Origin of the sequence: Streptomyces sp. NPDC098789 (assembly GCF_044759975.1) — a bacterium.
Lineage (GTDB): Bacteria > Actinomycetota > Actinomycetes > Streptomycetales > Streptomycetaceae > Streptomyces.
This window is the reverse complement of the sequence record NZ_JBIWAJ010000003.1, coordinates 518,647-534,389: the sequence shown is the minus strand read 5'-3', so window position 1 is coordinate 534,389 and position 15,743 is coordinate 518,647. Positions and strand designations below refer to the sequence as shown.

The following is a 15,743-nucleotide window of genomic DNA, read 5'->3' as shown; positions in this document are numbered from 1 at the left end:
TTGGCATCCGTGCGGGACGGCCACGTTCCGGTTGGGGTGTACGCCGGCTGGAACGTGGCACGCAGGGGTGCCGGGAGGCGTCCTGCACACCTCCGTCAACGTCTACGAGTCAACCAGCGGGCACACGGCCCGGGCTTCGGCCGGACGGCCACGGCGGGATGGGCCGAACGGGGGAAGGGCGGGGGACGGGCGGGGAACGGACGGAGGACGGGCGAGGGGACGTCGAGAGGGGTCGGGCGGGCCACCGGTTGGGTTAATGTCACACCGTCCGACCGGGACGCGATCCGATCCGCTGCGAACGCCGGAGGTTGCCATGGGCTTCGTGATCTTCATGACCCTGCCCGGGCTCGCCCTGCTGCTCACGGCCATGGCGTTCCTCGACCTCGCGCTCGAACGGGCGGGCCGCGCCGGGGTGCTGCCCTGGCGCTGGAGCGGCCGCCAGGGCCAGATCTCCTCCACGGGCTTCGAGCAGCTCCACGCGAGCTTCTCCCCGGGCAAGCAGAACGAACTGAAGGAGCGGCAGAGCGCCCTCGTCATGCGGGACGACGAGGAGGACGGCGCCCCGCCGCGCACCCGCGTCGACCTCGACGGCGGGCGCGCGGTGATCCGGCTCCCCGCGGTCCCGCCCGCCTCCGGCGCCGCCCCGATCAGCGGGGACAGCGGTAGCTGAACTCCACGGCCGCCGTGTGCCGGCTCGGCTCCTCGATCCGGACCTCGGCCCGTGCCGGGTAACCGCCCGTGCCGTGGAAGGTCCACAACAGGTGCAGCCGCGCCTCGTGCTGACCGCGCGGCACCCGCTCGGTCAGCAGGTCCGAGCCGCTGCCGTCGCTGCGCACCCACCGGTAGCTGATCGTGCCCGGCCGCCCGTCGGTCCGTACGACGGCCACCACGTCGGCGGCCGAGTCGCAGGCCGGCCCCTGCGCGTCGGTGCTCACGGTGACGTCCCGCACCGCCAGCGCCGGCCCGTACCGCTGCCAGGCCAGGTACGCGACCACGGCCGCCAGCACCACCAGCGCCAGCGCGTAGCGGCGCAGCCCCGCGCCCCGGCGCCCCCGCCGCGGTGCGGCGGGCCCCGCGGCGGTCACCGGGAAGGGCGCGGCCAGCGCGGCCGTCACCCCGGGCCCGAAGCGCAGCACGGAGCCCTCGACCCGGTCGGGCACCGCCTCGGGACCGTCGAACCGGCGGGTCGCCGCGAGGTCGTCGGGCCGCTCCGGCGGGCCGCTGATCCAGTGGCTGCCGAGCACGGTCGCGCTGTAGTCGTCGTCCTGGGGCGCGCGGGGATCGCTCATCGCGGCACCTCCACGACCGAGCACCGCGGGATGGCGGCCGTGGCGGTCGCCGACTTGTTCCCCGCGGCAGGCACCGTGGTGACGCGCACGCTCAGGTAGCAGCCGCGGCCCTGGGTGAAGACGTGCGTCTGCGGAGGCAGCGCGCCGCCCTGGGTCCTGGCACTCGTCGAACCGTCCGCCACGCGCAGGTCGCCCTCGTAGGTGCCGAGGAACCACTCCAGGACCACGGTCGCCTCGCCGCCCTTGACGCCGACGGAGACGGTCGCCTGCCCGGACCGGGTCCCGGCGCGCAGCGTGACCGACACGGAGCCGACGACCACGGTCGGCTTGGGGGACGGGGTCGGGGTCGGCGTGGGGGTCGGCGGCGGGGTCACCGAGGTGCTCGGGCTCGGGCTCGTACCCGCGCTCGTGCTCGGGCTGGGGCTCGGCGAGACGGACGCCGAGGGGGACGCGGAGGCCGAAGGGGAGGCGGACACGGAGGCCGAGGGGGACGCGGAGGTCGAAGGCGAGGCGGACCCGGGCGGGCCCGCGCTGGTCGTCGCGAAGGCGCTCACCGCGGAAGTGGAGTCCGGGGAGGCCCCGACCGCCTCCGTCGCGAACAGCAGCACGGTTCCCAGCACCAGGGCCGTCCCGGCCGCCACCCAGCCCCGCCTGCCCGGCAGCCAGGAGGCGGGCGGCGGCGGGAGCACGGTGGTGGCCAGCGCGGTCGTCCCGGCGCCCGGCGCACCCGCCGACGGGAACAGCAGCGGCAGCAGCGCGGCCAGCGCCGCCAGCTTGCGCTGCCCGCGCTCCTCCCAGTCGGGCCCGTACGCCGCGCGGGCCACGTCCTCCAGCTCCACGACGAAGGCGTCCGCGTTCTCCGGGCGCTGCTCCGGCTGCTTCGCCATGCCGCGGCGGATCAGCGGCCGTACCGGCTCGGGGGCCTCGGACTCGGGTACCGGCGCCTCGATGTGCTGCACCGCCAGCTCGGCGAAGTTCTCCCCGGCGAAGGGCTTGCGCCCGGTCAGGCACTCGAAGAAGGTCGCCGTCGCCGCGTACACGTCGGCGGCCGGGGAGGCGGGCTCGCCCTGCCACTGCTCGGGGGCCATGTAGGCGGGGGTGCCGGCCACTCCCGGCTTGGTGCCGCGCCCCGTCGCGATCCCGAAGTCCACGAGCTTGGACGAACCGTCCTGGGCGACCAGGACGTTCTCCGGCTTGTAGTCGCGGTGCACGACCCCGGCGCGGTGCGCCTCCGCCAGCCCGAGCAGCGATCCCTTGAGCACCACCAGCGCGGCCTCCGCGTCGGTGGCGCCCGAGCGCTTGAGGACCGCGCGCAGGGATATCCCGTCCACCAGCTCCATCACGATGGCGGCGCCGCCGGGCGCCTCCACGTACTCGTACAGCCCCACCACGTAGGGAGAGTGCAGGCCGCCCAGCAGCCGTGCCTCCGCCCGGAACTCCCTGATGAAGGCCGGGTCGTGGCGCAGCCGGTCGGCGAGGTACTTGATCGCGACCGCCGTACCCGTCGTGTCGTGCACGGCGAGCACCACGCGCCCGCTGCCGCCCGAACCGAGCTCCCTGCTCTGCGTGTAACCGGGGACGGTCCACGTGTTCATCCTTCGCCCCCTGCCATGGCGTCGCCGCGTCCTGCGCTGTCGTCCGACGGCCCGGCGGTGCCGGGCCATCTCCTGGGACACGGATTGTGCCGTGGCCGGTTCCCGGTCGTACACCCGTCTCACCCACTGGTTTCCGGCCGGTCCTTCCCGGCCGGGTCGGCGGGGCGGTGGGTGGGGCGGGTGGCGGGGTCCGGTCGGGGCCCCCTAAGCCGCGGCCTGCCGCACCGCGATCATGTCGTGCAGCCGCTCGGCGGCCGCCCGCCCGAAGGCCGGGTCGTTGATGTGGGTGTCGTAGTCGTAGAGCCGGGTGGCACTGCCCCGCAGCCCCTCGCGCAGGGCCGTGAACAGTGCCCGGTCCGCGACCGCGTCGTGGTACGGACCCCCCGGCTCGCCCAGGGTGGAGAGCCCGCGCAGCGGCAGGCACACGGCGGTCGGCCCGGTCGCCACCCGCAGTTTGGCCGCGACCCTGCGGCCCAGCTCCGTGCACTCGGCCTGGGTCGTGCGGATCACCGTGATCGACGGGTTGTGCACCCGGACCCGCCGGTAGCGGGCGTGCTCGGGCAGGCTCTCCAGCGGCCCGAACTTGACCATGTCCAGCGCGCCCAGGCTCACCACCTGCGGGATCCCGGCCCGCCCGGCCGCGCTGAGCCGGTCCGGGCCGGCGGTGAGGATCCCGCCGCACAGGTCGTCGGCGAGTTCGCTGAGGGTGAGGTCGAGCACGCCCGCGAAGAGCCCCTGGCCCGCGAGGGTCTCCAAGGTGCGGCCGCCCGCGCCGCTGGTGTGGAAGACGAGGACCTCGTAGCCCAGTTCGGTCAGCCGCTCGCGGGCCGCGTCCACGCCGGGCGTGGTCACCCCCGCCATGCTGGCGGCTATCAGCGGCCGCCCGCCCGCGCCGAGCCGGGTCGCACGTGCCTCGTGTGAGGTCCGTGCGTAGGCCTTCGCCATCGCGGCGACGGCCTCGGCGGCGTTCGCCAGGACGGGCGCGGAGACGCTGTTGATCCCCGCGATGTCCACCACGCTGTACATCATCGTGATGTCCGACGATCCGACGTACGGGGCCACGTCGCCGGACGCCATGGAGGACACCATCAGTTTCGGCACCCCGAGGGGCAGGGCCCGCATCGCCCGGGTGGCGATGGAGGTGCCCCCGCTGCCGCCTATCGCCAGCACGCCGTCGAGCCGCCCCTCGGCGTGCAGCCGTAAGAGGGTCGCCTCGGCGCCCCTGGCCATCGTGGTCACGGCCGCACCCCGGTCGGCGGCCGCGCGCAGTTCCGTCAGTTCCGTTCCCGCTGCCCGGGCCACCGCTTCCCGCGGTACATCGGCGGGCACCCGGGGATCGCCCATGATTCCTGTGTCGACCAGGACCACCTCGACGCCGGCGCGCACGATCCGCTCGCGCAGCCAGCCGTACTCGACACCCTTGGTGTCCAGGGTTCCCACCAGCACGACGCTCGTCATGAGTTGTAATGTCCACGCAGTCGAGCCCGCTGGCAAGTCAAGGTCGAGTCAATCGTTCAATAGCATCAATAGCCTTTCGAGGAAAGGGACTTGGGACACGACCATGCTGTTGCGGGCCAGCGGGGGAGCGAACCAGGCCACGCGGTCCAGCTCGGGGAAGTCCTGAACCCTCCCGGACCCCGGTGGCCACTCCATCGAGAAGGTCCCGGGCCGCATGAGTGTCGGATCGAGGTCCGCTTCGACCGCCCAGACGACGACCAGCTTCCCGTTCGACTGGCGGACCTCGCCCAGGGGGAGGTAGGCGCCCTCCGGCGGCGGCAGCCCGATCTCCTCGGTGAACTCCCGGCGGGCCGCGTCCCGAGGGGCCTCGTCCGCCAGGTACTCGCCCTTGGGGATCGACCAGGCACCGGCGTCGCGCCGCTCCCAGAACGGACCGCCCATGTGTCCGAGCAGCACCTCGACCCCGGCCGCCGCGGCTCCGTCCCCGGCGGCGCGGCGGAAGAGGAAGAGGCCCGCACTGCGCTTCTGCGTCATGGCCCATCCATGCCCCGTGCGGGCACCGATCAGTGCTGGGGCCCGCACGGGGCTTGTACCGCTCGGTGCCGGTGCCGGTGCCGGTGCCGGTGCCGGTACGGCTCAGTGCTGGTGCGGTCCCTCGCGGTGCACCGGACCGTGGGCGTCCGCGCAGTGCCCGTCCGTGTCCTGCGGCTGCTCGCCCGCCCGGCCGACCGACAGCAGGGCGTCCTGCACGTGGTCCACCTGCAAGGTGGTGTGGGTGATCCCGTAGTCCGCGCGCAACATCTTCTCCAGGTCGCGGCGCACGGCGTGGCAGTCGCCCGCCGGTTCCACCAGGACGTGCGCCGAGAGCGCCGCCTGGCCGGATGTGATCGTCCAGATGTGCAGGTCGTGCACCTCGGTCACCGGGCCGTGCGCCACCAGCCGGTCGCCGACCGCGTCCGGGTCCACGTGGGCGGGAGCGGCCTCCAGCAGGATCCGTCCGGACTCGCGGATCAGTCCGTACCCCGCCTTGACCATCAGCACCACCACGATCAGCGTGGCGATCGCGTCCGCCTGGACGAAGCCGGTGGTGAGCACGATGAGACCGGCCACCGCCGTCCCGATGAAGGCGAACAAGTCGTTGAGGATGTGCTGGTAGGCGCCCTCGACGGCCAGCGAGGACCGGTTGGCCTTGGAGATGCACCACGCGCAGACCACGTTGACCACGATGCCCGCCAGCGCGGTGACCAGGACCAGCCCGCCGTGGACCTCCGGCGGATCGATCAGCCGGCGGACCGCCTCGTACGCCAACCAGAGCGCCAGCAGCAGCAGGGTGAGGCCGTTGGCCTGCGCGGAGAGGATCTCCGCGCGCTTGAGCCCGTAGGTGAACCCGCCGCGCGCGGGCCGGGCGGCCAGCCGCATGGCTATGAGCGCGAGGACGATCGAGACGGCGTCGGTCAGCATGTGGGCGGCGTCGGAGATCAGGGCCAGCGATCGGGCCACGACACCGATGACGACCTCGACCGCCATGAACGCGCCGATCAGGCCGAGCGCGATCCCCAGCCAGCGGCGGTCGGCGTTCTCCACGACCCCGTGCGAGTGCCCGCCGTGCCCGCCGTGCGCACCGTGGCCGTCGTGCCCGCCCGCCCCCTCGGTCCCGCCCGGCGCGTGGTCGTGTGCGTGGTCGTGCGCACTCATCCCTGGTCCCCCGTCCCTTTCGATTCCGTCGGCCCGCCCGGATCCGTCCGTCGGCCCCACCGGATCCGCCCGTCGGTCCGCTCGGATCCGACGGTCTGTTCGGATCCGACGCGTGAAGTGAAGCGCACCCGCGGAGGATCGGCAAAGGCTGCAACGGGGACCGTTGTCATTACCCATAAGACCGCTCTGACCTGCGGCGATGTCAGGCAGTGGCCGAACGGGCCCGATCGGCCGTCCCGTGGGAAAATCGCCTCATGGTCCAGCGCCACGGTGTGCCGACCGCCCCCGAACTGGTCATGGAGACCGACCGGGGGTCCACCGTGATGAGCCCCGGCCGGACCTACCACGTCGGCCGCGACCCCCGCTGCGAGATCTGCTTCGACGACGCCCGGGTCTCCTGGCACCACGCCGTACTGCGCCCCGACGGCGACCACTGGACCGTCGAGGACGAGGGCAGTACGAACGGCACCTGGGCCGAGGGCCACCGGGTCCGGGCGTGGAGCGTCGGCCCCGGCAGCGAGCTGCGCTTCGGCCACTCCCTCAACGGCCCGCGGGCCGTCTTCGCCGCCCCCGGCCGCCCTCCGCCCGCCCCGCCGGGCCGCCCCGCCGCGTCCCCGCGTCCCTCCTCCGTCACCAACCCGGCCTTCACCGGCACCTTCCGGCGGCCCACCTCGGTCCGCGCGCTCCCGGCCCGCGGCGCGGGCGCACCGCGCACCGCACTGGCCATCGGCCGCGACCCCGACAACGACCTCGTCCTCGACGACCTCGTGGTCTCGCGGCGCCACGCCGAACTGCGCGCGCTGCCCGACGGCGGCTACGAGATCGCCGACCTCGGCAGCCACAACGGCACCTACCTCAACGGCTACCCCGTGGACCGGGCCGCCCGCCTCGGCGAGGGCGACATCGTCGGCATCGGCCACCGCGCCTTCTGCCTCGTCTCCGGGCAGCTCCAGGAGTACGTCGACACGGGCGAGGTGTCCCTGGAGGTCCAGGACCTCACCGTCGCCGTCGACCACGGCCGCAAGGTCCTCCTCGACCACGTCTCCTTCCCGGTCGGCGCCAAATGCCTGCTCGCCGTCGTCGGCCCCAGCGGCGCGGGCAAGTCCACCCTGCTCGGCGCCCTCACCGGGCTGCGCCCCGCCGACCACGGCACCGTCCTCTACGACGGCCGTGACCTCTACCGCGACTACGCCGAACTCCGCAGCCGCATCGGCCTCGTCCCGCAGGACGACATCCTGCACGCGCAGCTCACCGTCCGCCGGGCCCTCGGCTACGCCGCCGAACTCCGCTTCCCGCAGGACACCGCGAAGGCGGAACGCGAGGCCCGGGTCACCGAGGTGATCCGCGAACTAGGCCTCGACCAACGGGCGGACCAGCCGATCCACAGCCTCTCCGGCGGCCAGCGCAAACGCGTCTCGGTGGCCCTGGAGCTGCTCACCAAACCCTCCCTGCTCTTCCTCGACGAGCCGACCTCCGGCCTCGACCCCGGGATGGACCGCTCCGTGATGCACATGCTGCGCGGGCTCGCCGATGACGGACGCACCGTGATCGTCGTCACCCACAGCGTGCTCAGCCTCGACGTCTGCGACCGGCTGCTCGTCCTCGCCCCCGGCGGCCGGATCGCGTACTACGGCCCCCCGGACAAGACCCTCGGCTTCTTCGGCTACGACCAGTGGCCCGAGGCCTTCGAAGCCTTCGAGAACGACCAGGGCCGCGACTGGGCCGGGGAGTACCGGGCCTCGCCCTTCCAGCGCCGCTACGCCACCAGCGCCGCCTCGCCCGTGCGCGCCCGCACCGACGGCGCCCCCTCCGCCTCCGCCGCGGGCCTGCGGGTGCCACCGCCCAAGCCGCAGAGCTGGGGAGCGCAGCTGGGGACCCTGATCCGGCGCTACGCCGCCGCCCTCGGCGCCGACCGCACGTTCCTGGCCATCATGGTCGCGCTGCCCTTCGTCATGGGTGCGATGGCCCGCGCCCTGGCCGGCAGCGAGCTGACCCCCGAGACCGCCATCAACGCCCTGCTCATCCTGAACGTGGGCGGGGTGCTGACCGGCGCCGCCAACGCCGTGCGCGAACTCGTCAAGGAACGCGTCATCTACCAGCGGGAACGCGCCGTCGGGCTGTCCCGGTCCGCCTACCTGATGTCCAAGGTGGTGGTCCTGGGCGCCATCACCGTCGCCCAGGCCGTGGTCCTCACCCTCGTCGGCCTCTTCGGCGTGAAGCACAACGCACCGGACGGCAAGGGCGTCCTCCTGCCGCCGCTGATCGAGATCACCCTCGCCGTGGCGCTGCTGTCCTTCACCGCGATGATGCTCGGCCTGCTGGTCTCCGCCCTGGTCAAGAAGGAGGAGGTCACCATGCCGCTGCTGGTCCTCCTCGCCATCGTCCAGGTCGTCTTCTGCGGCGCCCTGCTCCAGCTGAACGGCGTACCGGTGATCGAGCAGCTGGCGTGGTTCGTGCCCTCGCGGTGGGCGCTCGGAGCCATGGCCAGCACGATCGACCTCGGTGCGCTCGTCCCCGGGAAGATCACCGACGATCCGCTCTTCGCCCACTCCGCCCGGATCTGGCTGCTCGACCTCGGCATGCTGGTCGCCCTGTCCCTGCTGTTCGGGCTGCTGGTCAGCCGCCTGCTGCGGCGCCACGAGCCCGCGATCATGCGGAAGTAGGGGGAGCGGACCCGATGACGCTGCCGACGGGAGGCCCGGACGGGATCGCGGACTTCCGGCCCACGCATGTCGTCCCGGAGGAGGGGCTGCCCGCCTGGGAGGCCCCGGACCTCTCGCTGGCCACCACCCCGCTGGACCCGTTCCTCCCCGTACAACTGCTGTCCCGGCGCGGGGAGTGGGGCGAGATCCTCTGCGCCAACGGGTGGTCCGCCTGGGTGGACGGGCGGCTGCTGGTCGCGGTCCCGCAGCCGCCGCCCACCGCGGGCCGGCCGCTGAGCCGTACGGAGGACCCGCGCCCGCTGCTGGCACGCTCGGGCGACGCGCTGGAACGCTACCGGCGGGCCGTGGAGGACCTCGCCGCCGGGCGCGCGGACACCGAGGCGTTCCGGCGGGGGACCCGCGGGCTGCGCGCCGGGGTGGTCGTGGACGGCGAGTCCGTCTGGATCTACGACGAGAGCGACGGCCGCTGGATGTACGGCGACGGCACCCGGCTGACGACGTACGCGGTCCCGGCCGCGCCGGGCGCCCGTCCGGGCGCCGGCGGGGCGCAGGACGACGCGACGGGATCCGGCGCGCGGCAAGCGCCGCGGGAGCCCGTACGGGAGGCCGACGGACCCGGCGGCGGATCGCCCTCCCACGCGGCGACCAGGCTCGTGGGCCTCCCGGACGAGGACCAGGAACCGGGCGCGGGCCCGGGCCCGCAGGCGCGATGACCGCCGGGGAGACGCCCGGACCGGGCGCGCGGGAGGCGTCCGCGGCCGGCGGCGGGGAGGCGTCCGGGTCCGCTGGCGCGCCCGGTCCCGGTCCCGGAGCCGACGCGGAGCCGGTCCGCGGGCGGCCCTCCGACCTCCGGGGCAAACGCATCGCGGGCTACCAGGTCGAGGACGAACTCGGCCGCGGCGGGATGGCCGTGGTCTACCGCGCCCTCGACCTGCGCCTGGACCGCACGGTGGCGTTGAAGCTGCTGGCCCCCGAACTCGCGCGCAACGACACCTTCCGGCGCCGCTTCGCCCACGAGTCGAAGGTCGCGGCCGCCATCGACCACCCGCACATCGTGCCCGTCTTCGAGGCGGGCGAGACCGACGGGCTGCTGTACATCGCCATGCGCTACGTCGCCGGGCAGGACCTGCGGGCGATGCTGGACCGCACCGGCCCGCTCCCGGTGGAGGCCGTCGCCCGGATCGCGGCCCAGGTCGCCTCGGCCCTGGACGCCGCCCACGACCACGACCTGGTCCACCGCGACGTGAAGCCCGGCAACATCCTGGTCGCGGGGGGCACCGACAGCGAGCACCCCGAGCACGTCTACCTGACCGACTTCGGCCTGACGAAGAAGTCCCTGTCGCTGACCGGCTTCACCAGCGTCGGCCAGTTCGTCGGCACCCTCGACTACGTCGCCCCCGAGCAGATCTCCGGCAAACCGGTGGACGGCCGCTGCGACGTCTACAGCCTGGGCTGCGTGGTCCACGAGATGCTGACGGGCGGCCCGCCCTTCCAGCGCGACGACGACATGGCCCTGCTCTGGGCCCACCAGTACGATCCCCCGCCCCCACCGTCCTCCCTGCGTCCGGAACTCCCGCCCGCCGTGGACGACGTGCTCGCCCGCGCCCTGGCGAAGTCACCGGAGGAGCGCTGGCCCAGCTGCCTGGCCTTCACCTCGGCGCTGCGGAGCGCGGGCGCCGGGAAGGCCGCCCCGCGCGTCCCGACCCTGCCCCCGTCCCCCACCGCCCCGGCCCCGCCCCCGCCGGGCTGGGCCCTTCCCGTCTTCCGGCGGCGGGCGGACTGAGCGCATGGGGGAGGGGGCAGGGGGCGGGAGGGAGTTCAGGGAGGCGGGCCCGCTTCGACCCGGCCGCGGCGGCGGACCGGGGTGGCCAGGAGGGCGCCGAGGAACCCGGCGACCGCACCGCACACCAGGGCGAGGGCGACCGTGCGCCACAGGACGGGGAGCAGCTGCACCTTCCCGCCGAGGCCGTCCACGTCACCGATGCCGAGCAGCGACAGGCCGAACCGGGCCTCGACCCCGGCCAGGAGGCAGACCACGAGGGTGCCCACGGCCAGGGCGACGCCCAGGTGCAGGGCGTGCTGCCAGGGGCGGACCCGCGCGGAGGAGCGCGCCGCCATCACGAAGCCCGCGCCGAGCAGCAACACCGCGGCGACGGCCACCAGCCACCAGGCCCTGGAGTCCTGCCGGGCCAGCGAACCGACGTCCACGGTGGAGAGGTCGGGCGTGCGCAGCACCTCGTCCAGGACCTTGGGCATCGGCAGCCCGAAGGGACCCTCGACGCGCCCCTGCCAGGCACCGCCGAACCCCAGGGTGAGCGCGAGCCAGGCGAGGTTCGGCAGCCCGAGGAGGACCACGGCCAGGGTCTCCCGACCGTGCCCGCCGGTGGCGGCGACCACGACGCCGACGACCACGCCGAGCGCGACGTACGAAAGGAGCAGCGCGACGACGGCGGACGCGGCCGGACGCACGGCCCCGTGGAAGCGGACCAGCCGGGCCGGCAGCGGCGCGCGCCGCGAGACCAGCAACGAGATCAGCAACAGCCCCAGGATCCACAGCAGTCCGAAGAAGAGGGTGCTGGGCAGGGCGCTCCGGAATCCCACCGTCGGTGCGGAATCGAGGAGTTCGCTGATCTCCCCGATCGGTGAACTTCCGGTGGAGAGGCCGAAGGTGTGCCGGGCGTAGAGCGCGAAGGCCGTCAGGGCGAGCAGCCAGAGCAGCACCAACGGCGCGGCCCGGGCCAGGAGTTCGCGTGGTCGGGCGACCGCGTGGTGGCGCATCGGGCGCAGGAAGCAGAAGGCCGCGGTCAGCGCCCCGGCCAGGCTGACGGACAGCGGCATGACCGAGAGCCCGCCCTGGGCCCCGGCGAGGAACCCGGCCCCGCCCGTCACGTCCACCGTGCCGCCCGCGGCCATCACGACCACGGCGGCCACCACGTGCGGGAAGGCCCCACCGGGCAGCTCGTCCGCGCCCGCGCAGAGCAGGCCCGCCGCCGCGACGACGGTCATCGCGGCGAAGCCGGCCAGGACGGCGATCAGCGCGTCCAGCCACACCCGCTCGGAGCCCCGAGATGTACGGCTCACACGCAACGGTAGGCACCCTCCGCTTGCGGGCACCACCTGAACGGCGCACACAATGGTCGGCAGGAGTGCATGAAATCCACGGAATCCGGTGATTTCCGCAGGAACGAGCCTTTGGCGACATGCGGAACATCCACCCGGGTACCGGAACTCCTCCGCCTGGGAAGAAGAGCCCGTGACAACGCAACCTTCCGGCCAGTTGCCGCCCGAGCGCCCCTCGGGACCTCCTTCGGGATCTCCCTCCGGGGCGCCGTCAGGTCCGCCCTCCGGCCCGCTCTCGGGCGGACGGCACGGCCCGCCGCCGCCCCCGCCCGGCGCGCCCCCCGGGGAGGGCCCGCCCGGATCGGCCGGGCCGCCGCCCCAGGGCCCCTGGTGGAAGTCCGTACCGCGGCTCGTCACCGCCCTCGTCGCGGTGGCTGCCGCGATCGCGCTGACGGTCGTCCTCACCCGCCCCTCCGGCCCCTCGCACAACGAGGGGGAGGTCTTCCTCCAGACCACCTCCGCATCGGGGCCCGACCCCTTCACGGAGTCGACGGTCGCGCAGACCGCGGCGGAGGAGATCCAGCCGACGACCACGGCCACGGCCAAGCCGGAGCCGGGCAGGACGCCGACGGTCGCCCCGACGGGTCCCACGCAGGGAGCCACGGTCACCCGCAGCGTCAGCGGCTCGGCTCCCGGGCTGTACGGCGGCACGAAGGACATCGCCAGCTGTGACGTCGAGAAGCAGATCAAGGTGCTCTCCGCCGACCCGGTCAAGAACAGCGCCTTCGCCTCGGGCCTCGGCATCCAGCCGGTCGCGGTACCGGGCTTCCTGCGCTCGCTCACCCCCGTGCAACTGCGCGTGGACACCCGGGTCACCAACCACGGCTACCGGGACGGCAGGGTCACCAGTTACCAGGCGGTCCTCCAGGCGGGGACGGCCGTCCTCGTGGACGACCGCGGCGTGCCCCGGGTGCGCTGTGCCTGCGGCAATCCGCTGGGGCCGCCGGTGGCGCTGCAGGCGAACCCGAAGCGGTACGGGCAGCCGTGGTCCTCGTACCACCCGGCGAACGTCGTGGTCATCGCGCCGTCGGTGACGGTCGTCGACAAGTTCGTGATCTACGACCACCAGGACCGGCGCTGGTACGAGCGGGACCGCGGTGACAAGCCGAGGCATGACAAGCCGGTACCGCCGCCGGTGATCCCCACGCCGACGTTCACGCTGCTGCCGACCCCCACGGTGACGCCGACGCCGACCTTCACGGTCACGCCGACGCCGACGCCGACCCTCACGGTGACGCCGACGCCCACGCCCACGGATTCGCGGTCGTTCGCCCCGCTGGTGTCGCCGTCGCCCTCGCCCTCCGAGACCACCTCGCCGACGGTGTCGCCGTCCGACTCCGGCTCGTCGTCCCCGTCCGTGTCCCCGTCCGTGTCCCGGTCGTCATCGGAGTCACCCTCGGCAACGGAGTCGGAATCGGCGAAGACGTCCCCGTCCCCGTCCCCGTCCGAGTCGGTGTCGGTCTCGCCGTCGCGCGAGGAGTCCGCGTCCCCGAGCGAGAGCCGTTCACCGTCGCCCTCGCCTTCACCCTCGCACTCCCGCTCGCATTCGCCTTCGCCGTCCCATTCGGCGAAGCGTTCCACGGAGCCCCCGGCACCGGTGACCCCGGCGGAACCAACCCCTCCGGCGCGGCCGACCCCTTCCGCGCCGGAGCCCGCACCGGTGGTGACCCCCTCGGCAGTTGAGCCGCCCCCCGTGGTGTCCGTGCCGCCGGTACCCAACCGGACGTCGTTGCCGACGACGCCGACCGTCCGACCGGCCCCCTCCGTATCCGCTCCCCCGCTCCCGACGCCGAGCACCGGCGACGGCAACGGGAACGGGAACGGGAACGGCAACGTCAACGGGAACGGCAACGGCAACGGAGGAGCCGGGTAGCGCAGAAGCGCGCCGCCAGAGCACGCGACCGGACCGGCCTCCCCCACTCGGGGAGGCCGGTCCGGTCCGTGGCACGTCCGGCTTCGAACGAGCGGCCCCGTCGGCCTCCTACTTGAGAGGGAGGGGGCTACGGGTGGTTGCTCCGGCCCGGGCCCGATGGGGCAAGGGATCTGTGGATCACGGGGTCCGATCTCGGCCGCCTGGCTGGATGGCGAGTGCTACGGGAGAGGGGTGAAAGGTCGGGTCTCGGGAGGGATTCGGTCGAGTTGGCCGGTCCAACAAGCTTGATGCGCAAGGGAAATCACCGGACGAGAGATCGGCCCCACGCGCATGAAACGCTTAGCACCGCTGCTCGCCACCGCCGGACTTCTGGCCACCGCTCTGCCCGGGCTGGTGGCATCCCCGGCATCCGCTGCCCGGACACCCGAGTACCTGCGCCAGAAGCCGGCGTGGCACCGCTGTAGCGCCGATCGCCCGGCGGCGTACGAGTGCGCGACCCTCAAGGTCCCGCTCGACTACCAGCGTCCCGAAGGGCGCACCCTCGACCTCGCGATATCGCGGATGAAGAGCGAGGACCCGGCCAAGCGGCGCGGTGTGCTGCTGCTGAATCCCGGGGGTCCCGGGGCTTCCGGGCTCCTGCGCCCGCTCAGGATGAACGACAAGATGGCCAAGGACGTCCGCGACCGGTACGACCTCGTCGGCTTCGACCCGCGCGGCGTCGGCGAGAGCAGCCCGATCGGCTGTGGCGGGCTGAACGAAGTCGAGCGCGGCGTCGGCAAGGCGTACCGGCCCGAGACCTTCGCGTCGGACGTGGCGTGGGCGCGCGGGATCGCCGACAAGTGCCGTGAGAAGTCGGGCGATGTGATCCCGTACATCACCACCCGCAACACGGCGCGCGACATGGACGTCATCCGCGCCGCACTGGGGGAGCGCACGGTCTCGTACCTGGGCTACTCGTACGGGACGTACCTCGGCACGGTGTACGCGCAGATGTTCCCGGAGCGCACCGACCGGTTCGTCCTGGACAGCGGCATAGACCCGCAACGCGTCTGGCGCGGCATGATCCAGGTGTGGGGCACGGGGGCCGAGCCCGCCTTCGAGCGGTGGACCCGGTGGGCGGCCGAGCGCTCGGACACCTACGGCCTCGGCACGACGCCCGAGGCGGTCTCCGCCACCTTCTGGGCCCTGGTGGCCCGGGCCGACCGGGAACCGATCGACCACTACGGGCAGAAGGTCACGGGTGACGACATCAGGTCGGACCCGGCGCTCTTCTTCTCCCTCAAGGAGGCCTCGTTCGTCGTCAAGGTCCTGAAGGCCTCCTCCGAGCGCCCGACTCCGCCGCCGACCCCGGCCGAACCGCCGACCGCGGCCGAACCGGGCGCGAAGGAATCGGCGGAGAAGGGAGCGGTTCCGCGGGCGCCCCTCGCGGGCATCCGGTCCGGCGCGCCGCGGGCCGATGCGGAGCCGTCCGGACCCGGCCCGGACAGTGCCCCCGGTGACAACGCCTCAGCCGTGTACTGGTCCGTGGTGTGCGGGGACACGGACGCCTGGCCGCGCGATCCGCAGCAGTACGCGCGGGAAGCGGCGCGGGACAAGGTGGAGCACCCGCTGTACGGGGACTTCGCGTCGAACATCAAGCCGTGCGCCTTCTGGCAGCGGCCGCTCGAAGCCGTGACGCCGATCAAGACCCGGGCCGCCGTGCTGACCGTGCAGAACGAGTGGGATCCGCTGACCCCGCTCGCCAGCGGTCAGGGACTGCACCAGGTGCTGAGGGGCTCGCGGATGGTGTTGGGGCTCGGTGCCGAGGGGCACGGCGCGTACCTCGCCAGCCCCACGGCCTGCGCCAACATACCCGTCGACGCGTACCTGTCGACGGGCCGGCTGCCCGCCAAGGACGTGACCTGTCACAACCCGCCGCCCGCCCCGGACCCGGAGGGCGCCGGAGCCCGCTGACCCCGCCGCCCGTGCCCGCGTGGCGTGCGGTTGACCGGTCATCGGGACCTGGCGTGGCGTGTCGTTTCTTCGGTGAACGTGGGCCCCCGTGAGGGTG

Annotated in this window: 11 protein-coding genes and 1 pseudogene; 6 read left to right on the top strand and 6 right to left on the bottom strand. The window is 73.7% G+C overall.

What is annotated here, in order from left to right; all coding sequences use genetic code 11:
* Window positions 1-313: 313 nt before the first annotated feature.
* Window positions 314-670, top strand: coding sequence for a DUF6191 domain-containing protein (locus ACIQWR_RS09650; protein ID WP_404006241.1), 357 nt, complete (start codon window positions 314-316; stop codon window positions 668-670).
* Here ACIQWR_RS09650 and ACIQWR_RS09645 read toward each other — a convergent pair.
* The 5 genes from ACIQWR_RS09645 to ACIQWR_RS09625 form a co-directional block, all read right to left on the bottom strand.
* The gene (locus tag ACIQWR_RS09645; RefSeq protein WP_404006239.1) at window positions 648-1,289 is read right to left on the bottom strand and encodes a hypothetical protein; all 642 of its coding nucleotides are present in this window, start codon (window positions 1,287-1,289) and stop codon (window positions 648-650) included. The two genes, ACIQWR_RS09650 and ACIQWR_RS09645, sit on opposite strands and share 23 nt — an antisense overlap.
* Window positions 1,286-2,884, bottom strand: a complete 1,599-nt coding sequence (locus tag ACIQWR_RS09640; RefSeq protein ID WP_404006237.1) for a serine/threonine-protein kinase — start codon at window positions 2,882-2,884, stop codon at window positions 1,286-1,288. Before ACIQWR_RS09640 ends, ACIQWR_RS09645 begins: the two co-directional genes overlap by 4 nt.
* 204 nt (window positions 2,885-3,088) lie before the next feature.
* Window positions 3,089-4,342 carry a Tm-1-like ATP-binding domain-containing protein gene (locus ACIQWR_RS09635; RefSeq protein ID WP_404006235.1) on the bottom strand — a complete coding sequence of 418 codons (1,254 nt, stop codon included), beginning with the start codon at window positions 4,340-4,342 and terminating at the stop codon, window positions 3,089-3,091.
* A gap of 48 nt (window positions 4,343-4,390) precedes the next feature.
* On the bottom strand, window positions 4,391-4,876 hold the full coding sequence (locus ACIQWR_RS09630; RefSeq protein ID WP_404006233.1) for an NUDIX domain-containing protein: 486 nt from the start codon (window positions 4,874-4,876) through the stop codon (window positions 4,391-4,393).
* Window positions 4,877-4,978: 102 nt separating this feature from the next.
* On the bottom strand, window positions 4,979-6,037 hold the full coding sequence (locus ACIQWR_RS09625) for a cation diffusion facilitator family transporter (RefSeq protein ID WP_404006232.1): 1,059 nt from the start codon (window positions 6,035-6,037) through the stop codon (window positions 4,979-4,981).
* Window positions 6,038-6,291: 254 nt separating this feature from the next.
* Between ACIQWR_RS09625 and ACIQWR_RS09620 the strand changes: the two genes are divergently transcribed.
* Genes ACIQWR_RS09620 through ACIQWR_RS09610 form a run of 3 tightly spaced genes read left to right on the top strand, consistent with a single transcriptional unit; the run spans window position 6,292 to window position 10,483 of the window.
* Complete coding sequence (locus ACIQWR_RS09620) at window positions 6,292-8,700, top strand: FHA domain-containing protein (protein ID WP_404006230.1); 2,409 nt, start codon at window positions 6,292-6,294, stop codon at window positions 8,698-8,700.
* 14 nt (window positions 8,701-8,714) lie between these two features.
* Window positions 8,715-9,413 carry a hypothetical protein gene (locus ACIQWR_RS09615; RefSeq protein WP_404006227.1) on the top strand — a complete coding sequence of 233 codons (699 nt, stop codon included), beginning with the start codon at window positions 8,715-8,717 and terminating at the stop codon, window positions 9,411-9,413.
* Window positions 9,410-10,483 (top strand): serine/threonine-protein kinase, encoded by a 1,074-nt coding sequence (locus ACIQWR_RS09610; RefSeq protein WP_404006225.1) that lies wholly within the window; start codon window positions 9,410-9,412, stop codon window positions 10,481-10,483. The genes ACIQWR_RS09615 and ACIQWR_RS09610 overlap by 4 nt, the downstream gene beginning before the upstream one ends.
* Window positions 10,484-10,518: 35 nt before the next feature.
* On the opposite strand, the gene ACIQWR_RS09605 is transcribed toward ACIQWR_RS09610, so the two are convergent.
* Window positions 10,519-11,781, bottom strand: a complete 1,263-nt coding sequence (locus tag ACIQWR_RS09605; protein ID WP_404006223.1) for a streptophobe family protein — start codon at window positions 11,779-11,781, stop codon at window positions 10,519-10,521.
* A gap of 196 nt (window positions 11,782-11,977) precedes the next feature.
* Here ACIQWR_RS09605 and ACIQWR_RS09600 point away from each other — a divergent pair.
* Window positions 11,978-13,276 (top strand): annotated as a pseudogene (locus ACIQWR_RS09600) (DUF6777 domain-containing protein); the annotation flags it as partial.
* Window positions 13,277-14,023: 747 nt separating this feature from the next.
* Window positions 14,024-15,646, top strand: coding sequence for an alpha/beta hydrolase (locus tag ACIQWR_RS09595; RefSeq protein ID WP_404006221.1), 1,623 nt, complete (start codon window positions 14,024-14,026; stop codon window positions 15,644-15,646).
* Window positions 15,647-15,743: the final 97 nt, after the last annotated feature.

Bases quoted from the DNA above. Each gene is read 5' to 3' on its own strand.
- ACIQWR_RS09650 (WP_404006241.1), top strand. From the start codon at position 314: ATGGGCTTCGTGATCTTCATGACCCTGCCCGGGCTCGCCCTGCTGCTC.
- ACIQWR_RS09640 (WP_404006237.1), bottom strand. From the start codon at position 2,884: ATGAACACGTGGACCGTCCCCGGTTACACGCAGAGCAGGGAGCTCGGT.
- ACIQWR_RS09630 (WP_404006233.1), bottom strand. From the start codon at position 4,876: ATGACGCAGAAGCGCAGTGCGGGCCTCTTCCTCTTCCGCCGCGCCGCC.
- ACIQWR_RS09610 (WP_404006225.1), top strand. From the start codon at position 9,410: ATGACCGCCGGGGAGACGCCCGGACCGGGCGCGCGGGAGGCGTCCGCG.
- ACIQWR_RS09620 (WP_404006230.1), top strand. From the start codon at position 6,292: ATGGTCCAGCGCCACGGTGTGCCGACCGCCCCCGAACTGGTCATGGAG.
- ACIQWR_RS09595 (WP_404006221.1), top strand. From the start codon at position 14,024: ATGAAACGCTTAGCACCGCTGCTCGCCACCGCCGGACTTCTGGCCACC.
- ACIQWR_RS09645 (WP_404006239.1), bottom strand. From the start codon at position 1,289: ATGAGCGATCCCCGCGCGCCCCAGGACGACGACTACAGCGCGACCGTG.
- ACIQWR_RS09635 (WP_404006235.1), bottom strand. From the start codon at position 4,342: ATGACGAGCGTCGTGCTGGTGGGAACCCTGGACACCAAGGGTGTCGAG.
- ACIQWR_RS09625 (WP_404006232.1), bottom strand. From the start codon at position 6,037: ATGAGTGCGCACGACCACGCACACGACCACGCGCCGGGCGGGACCGAG.
- ACIQWR_RS09615 (WP_404006227.1), top strand. From the start codon at position 8,715: ATGACGCTGCCGACGGGAGGCCCGGACGGGATCGCGGACTTCCGGCCC.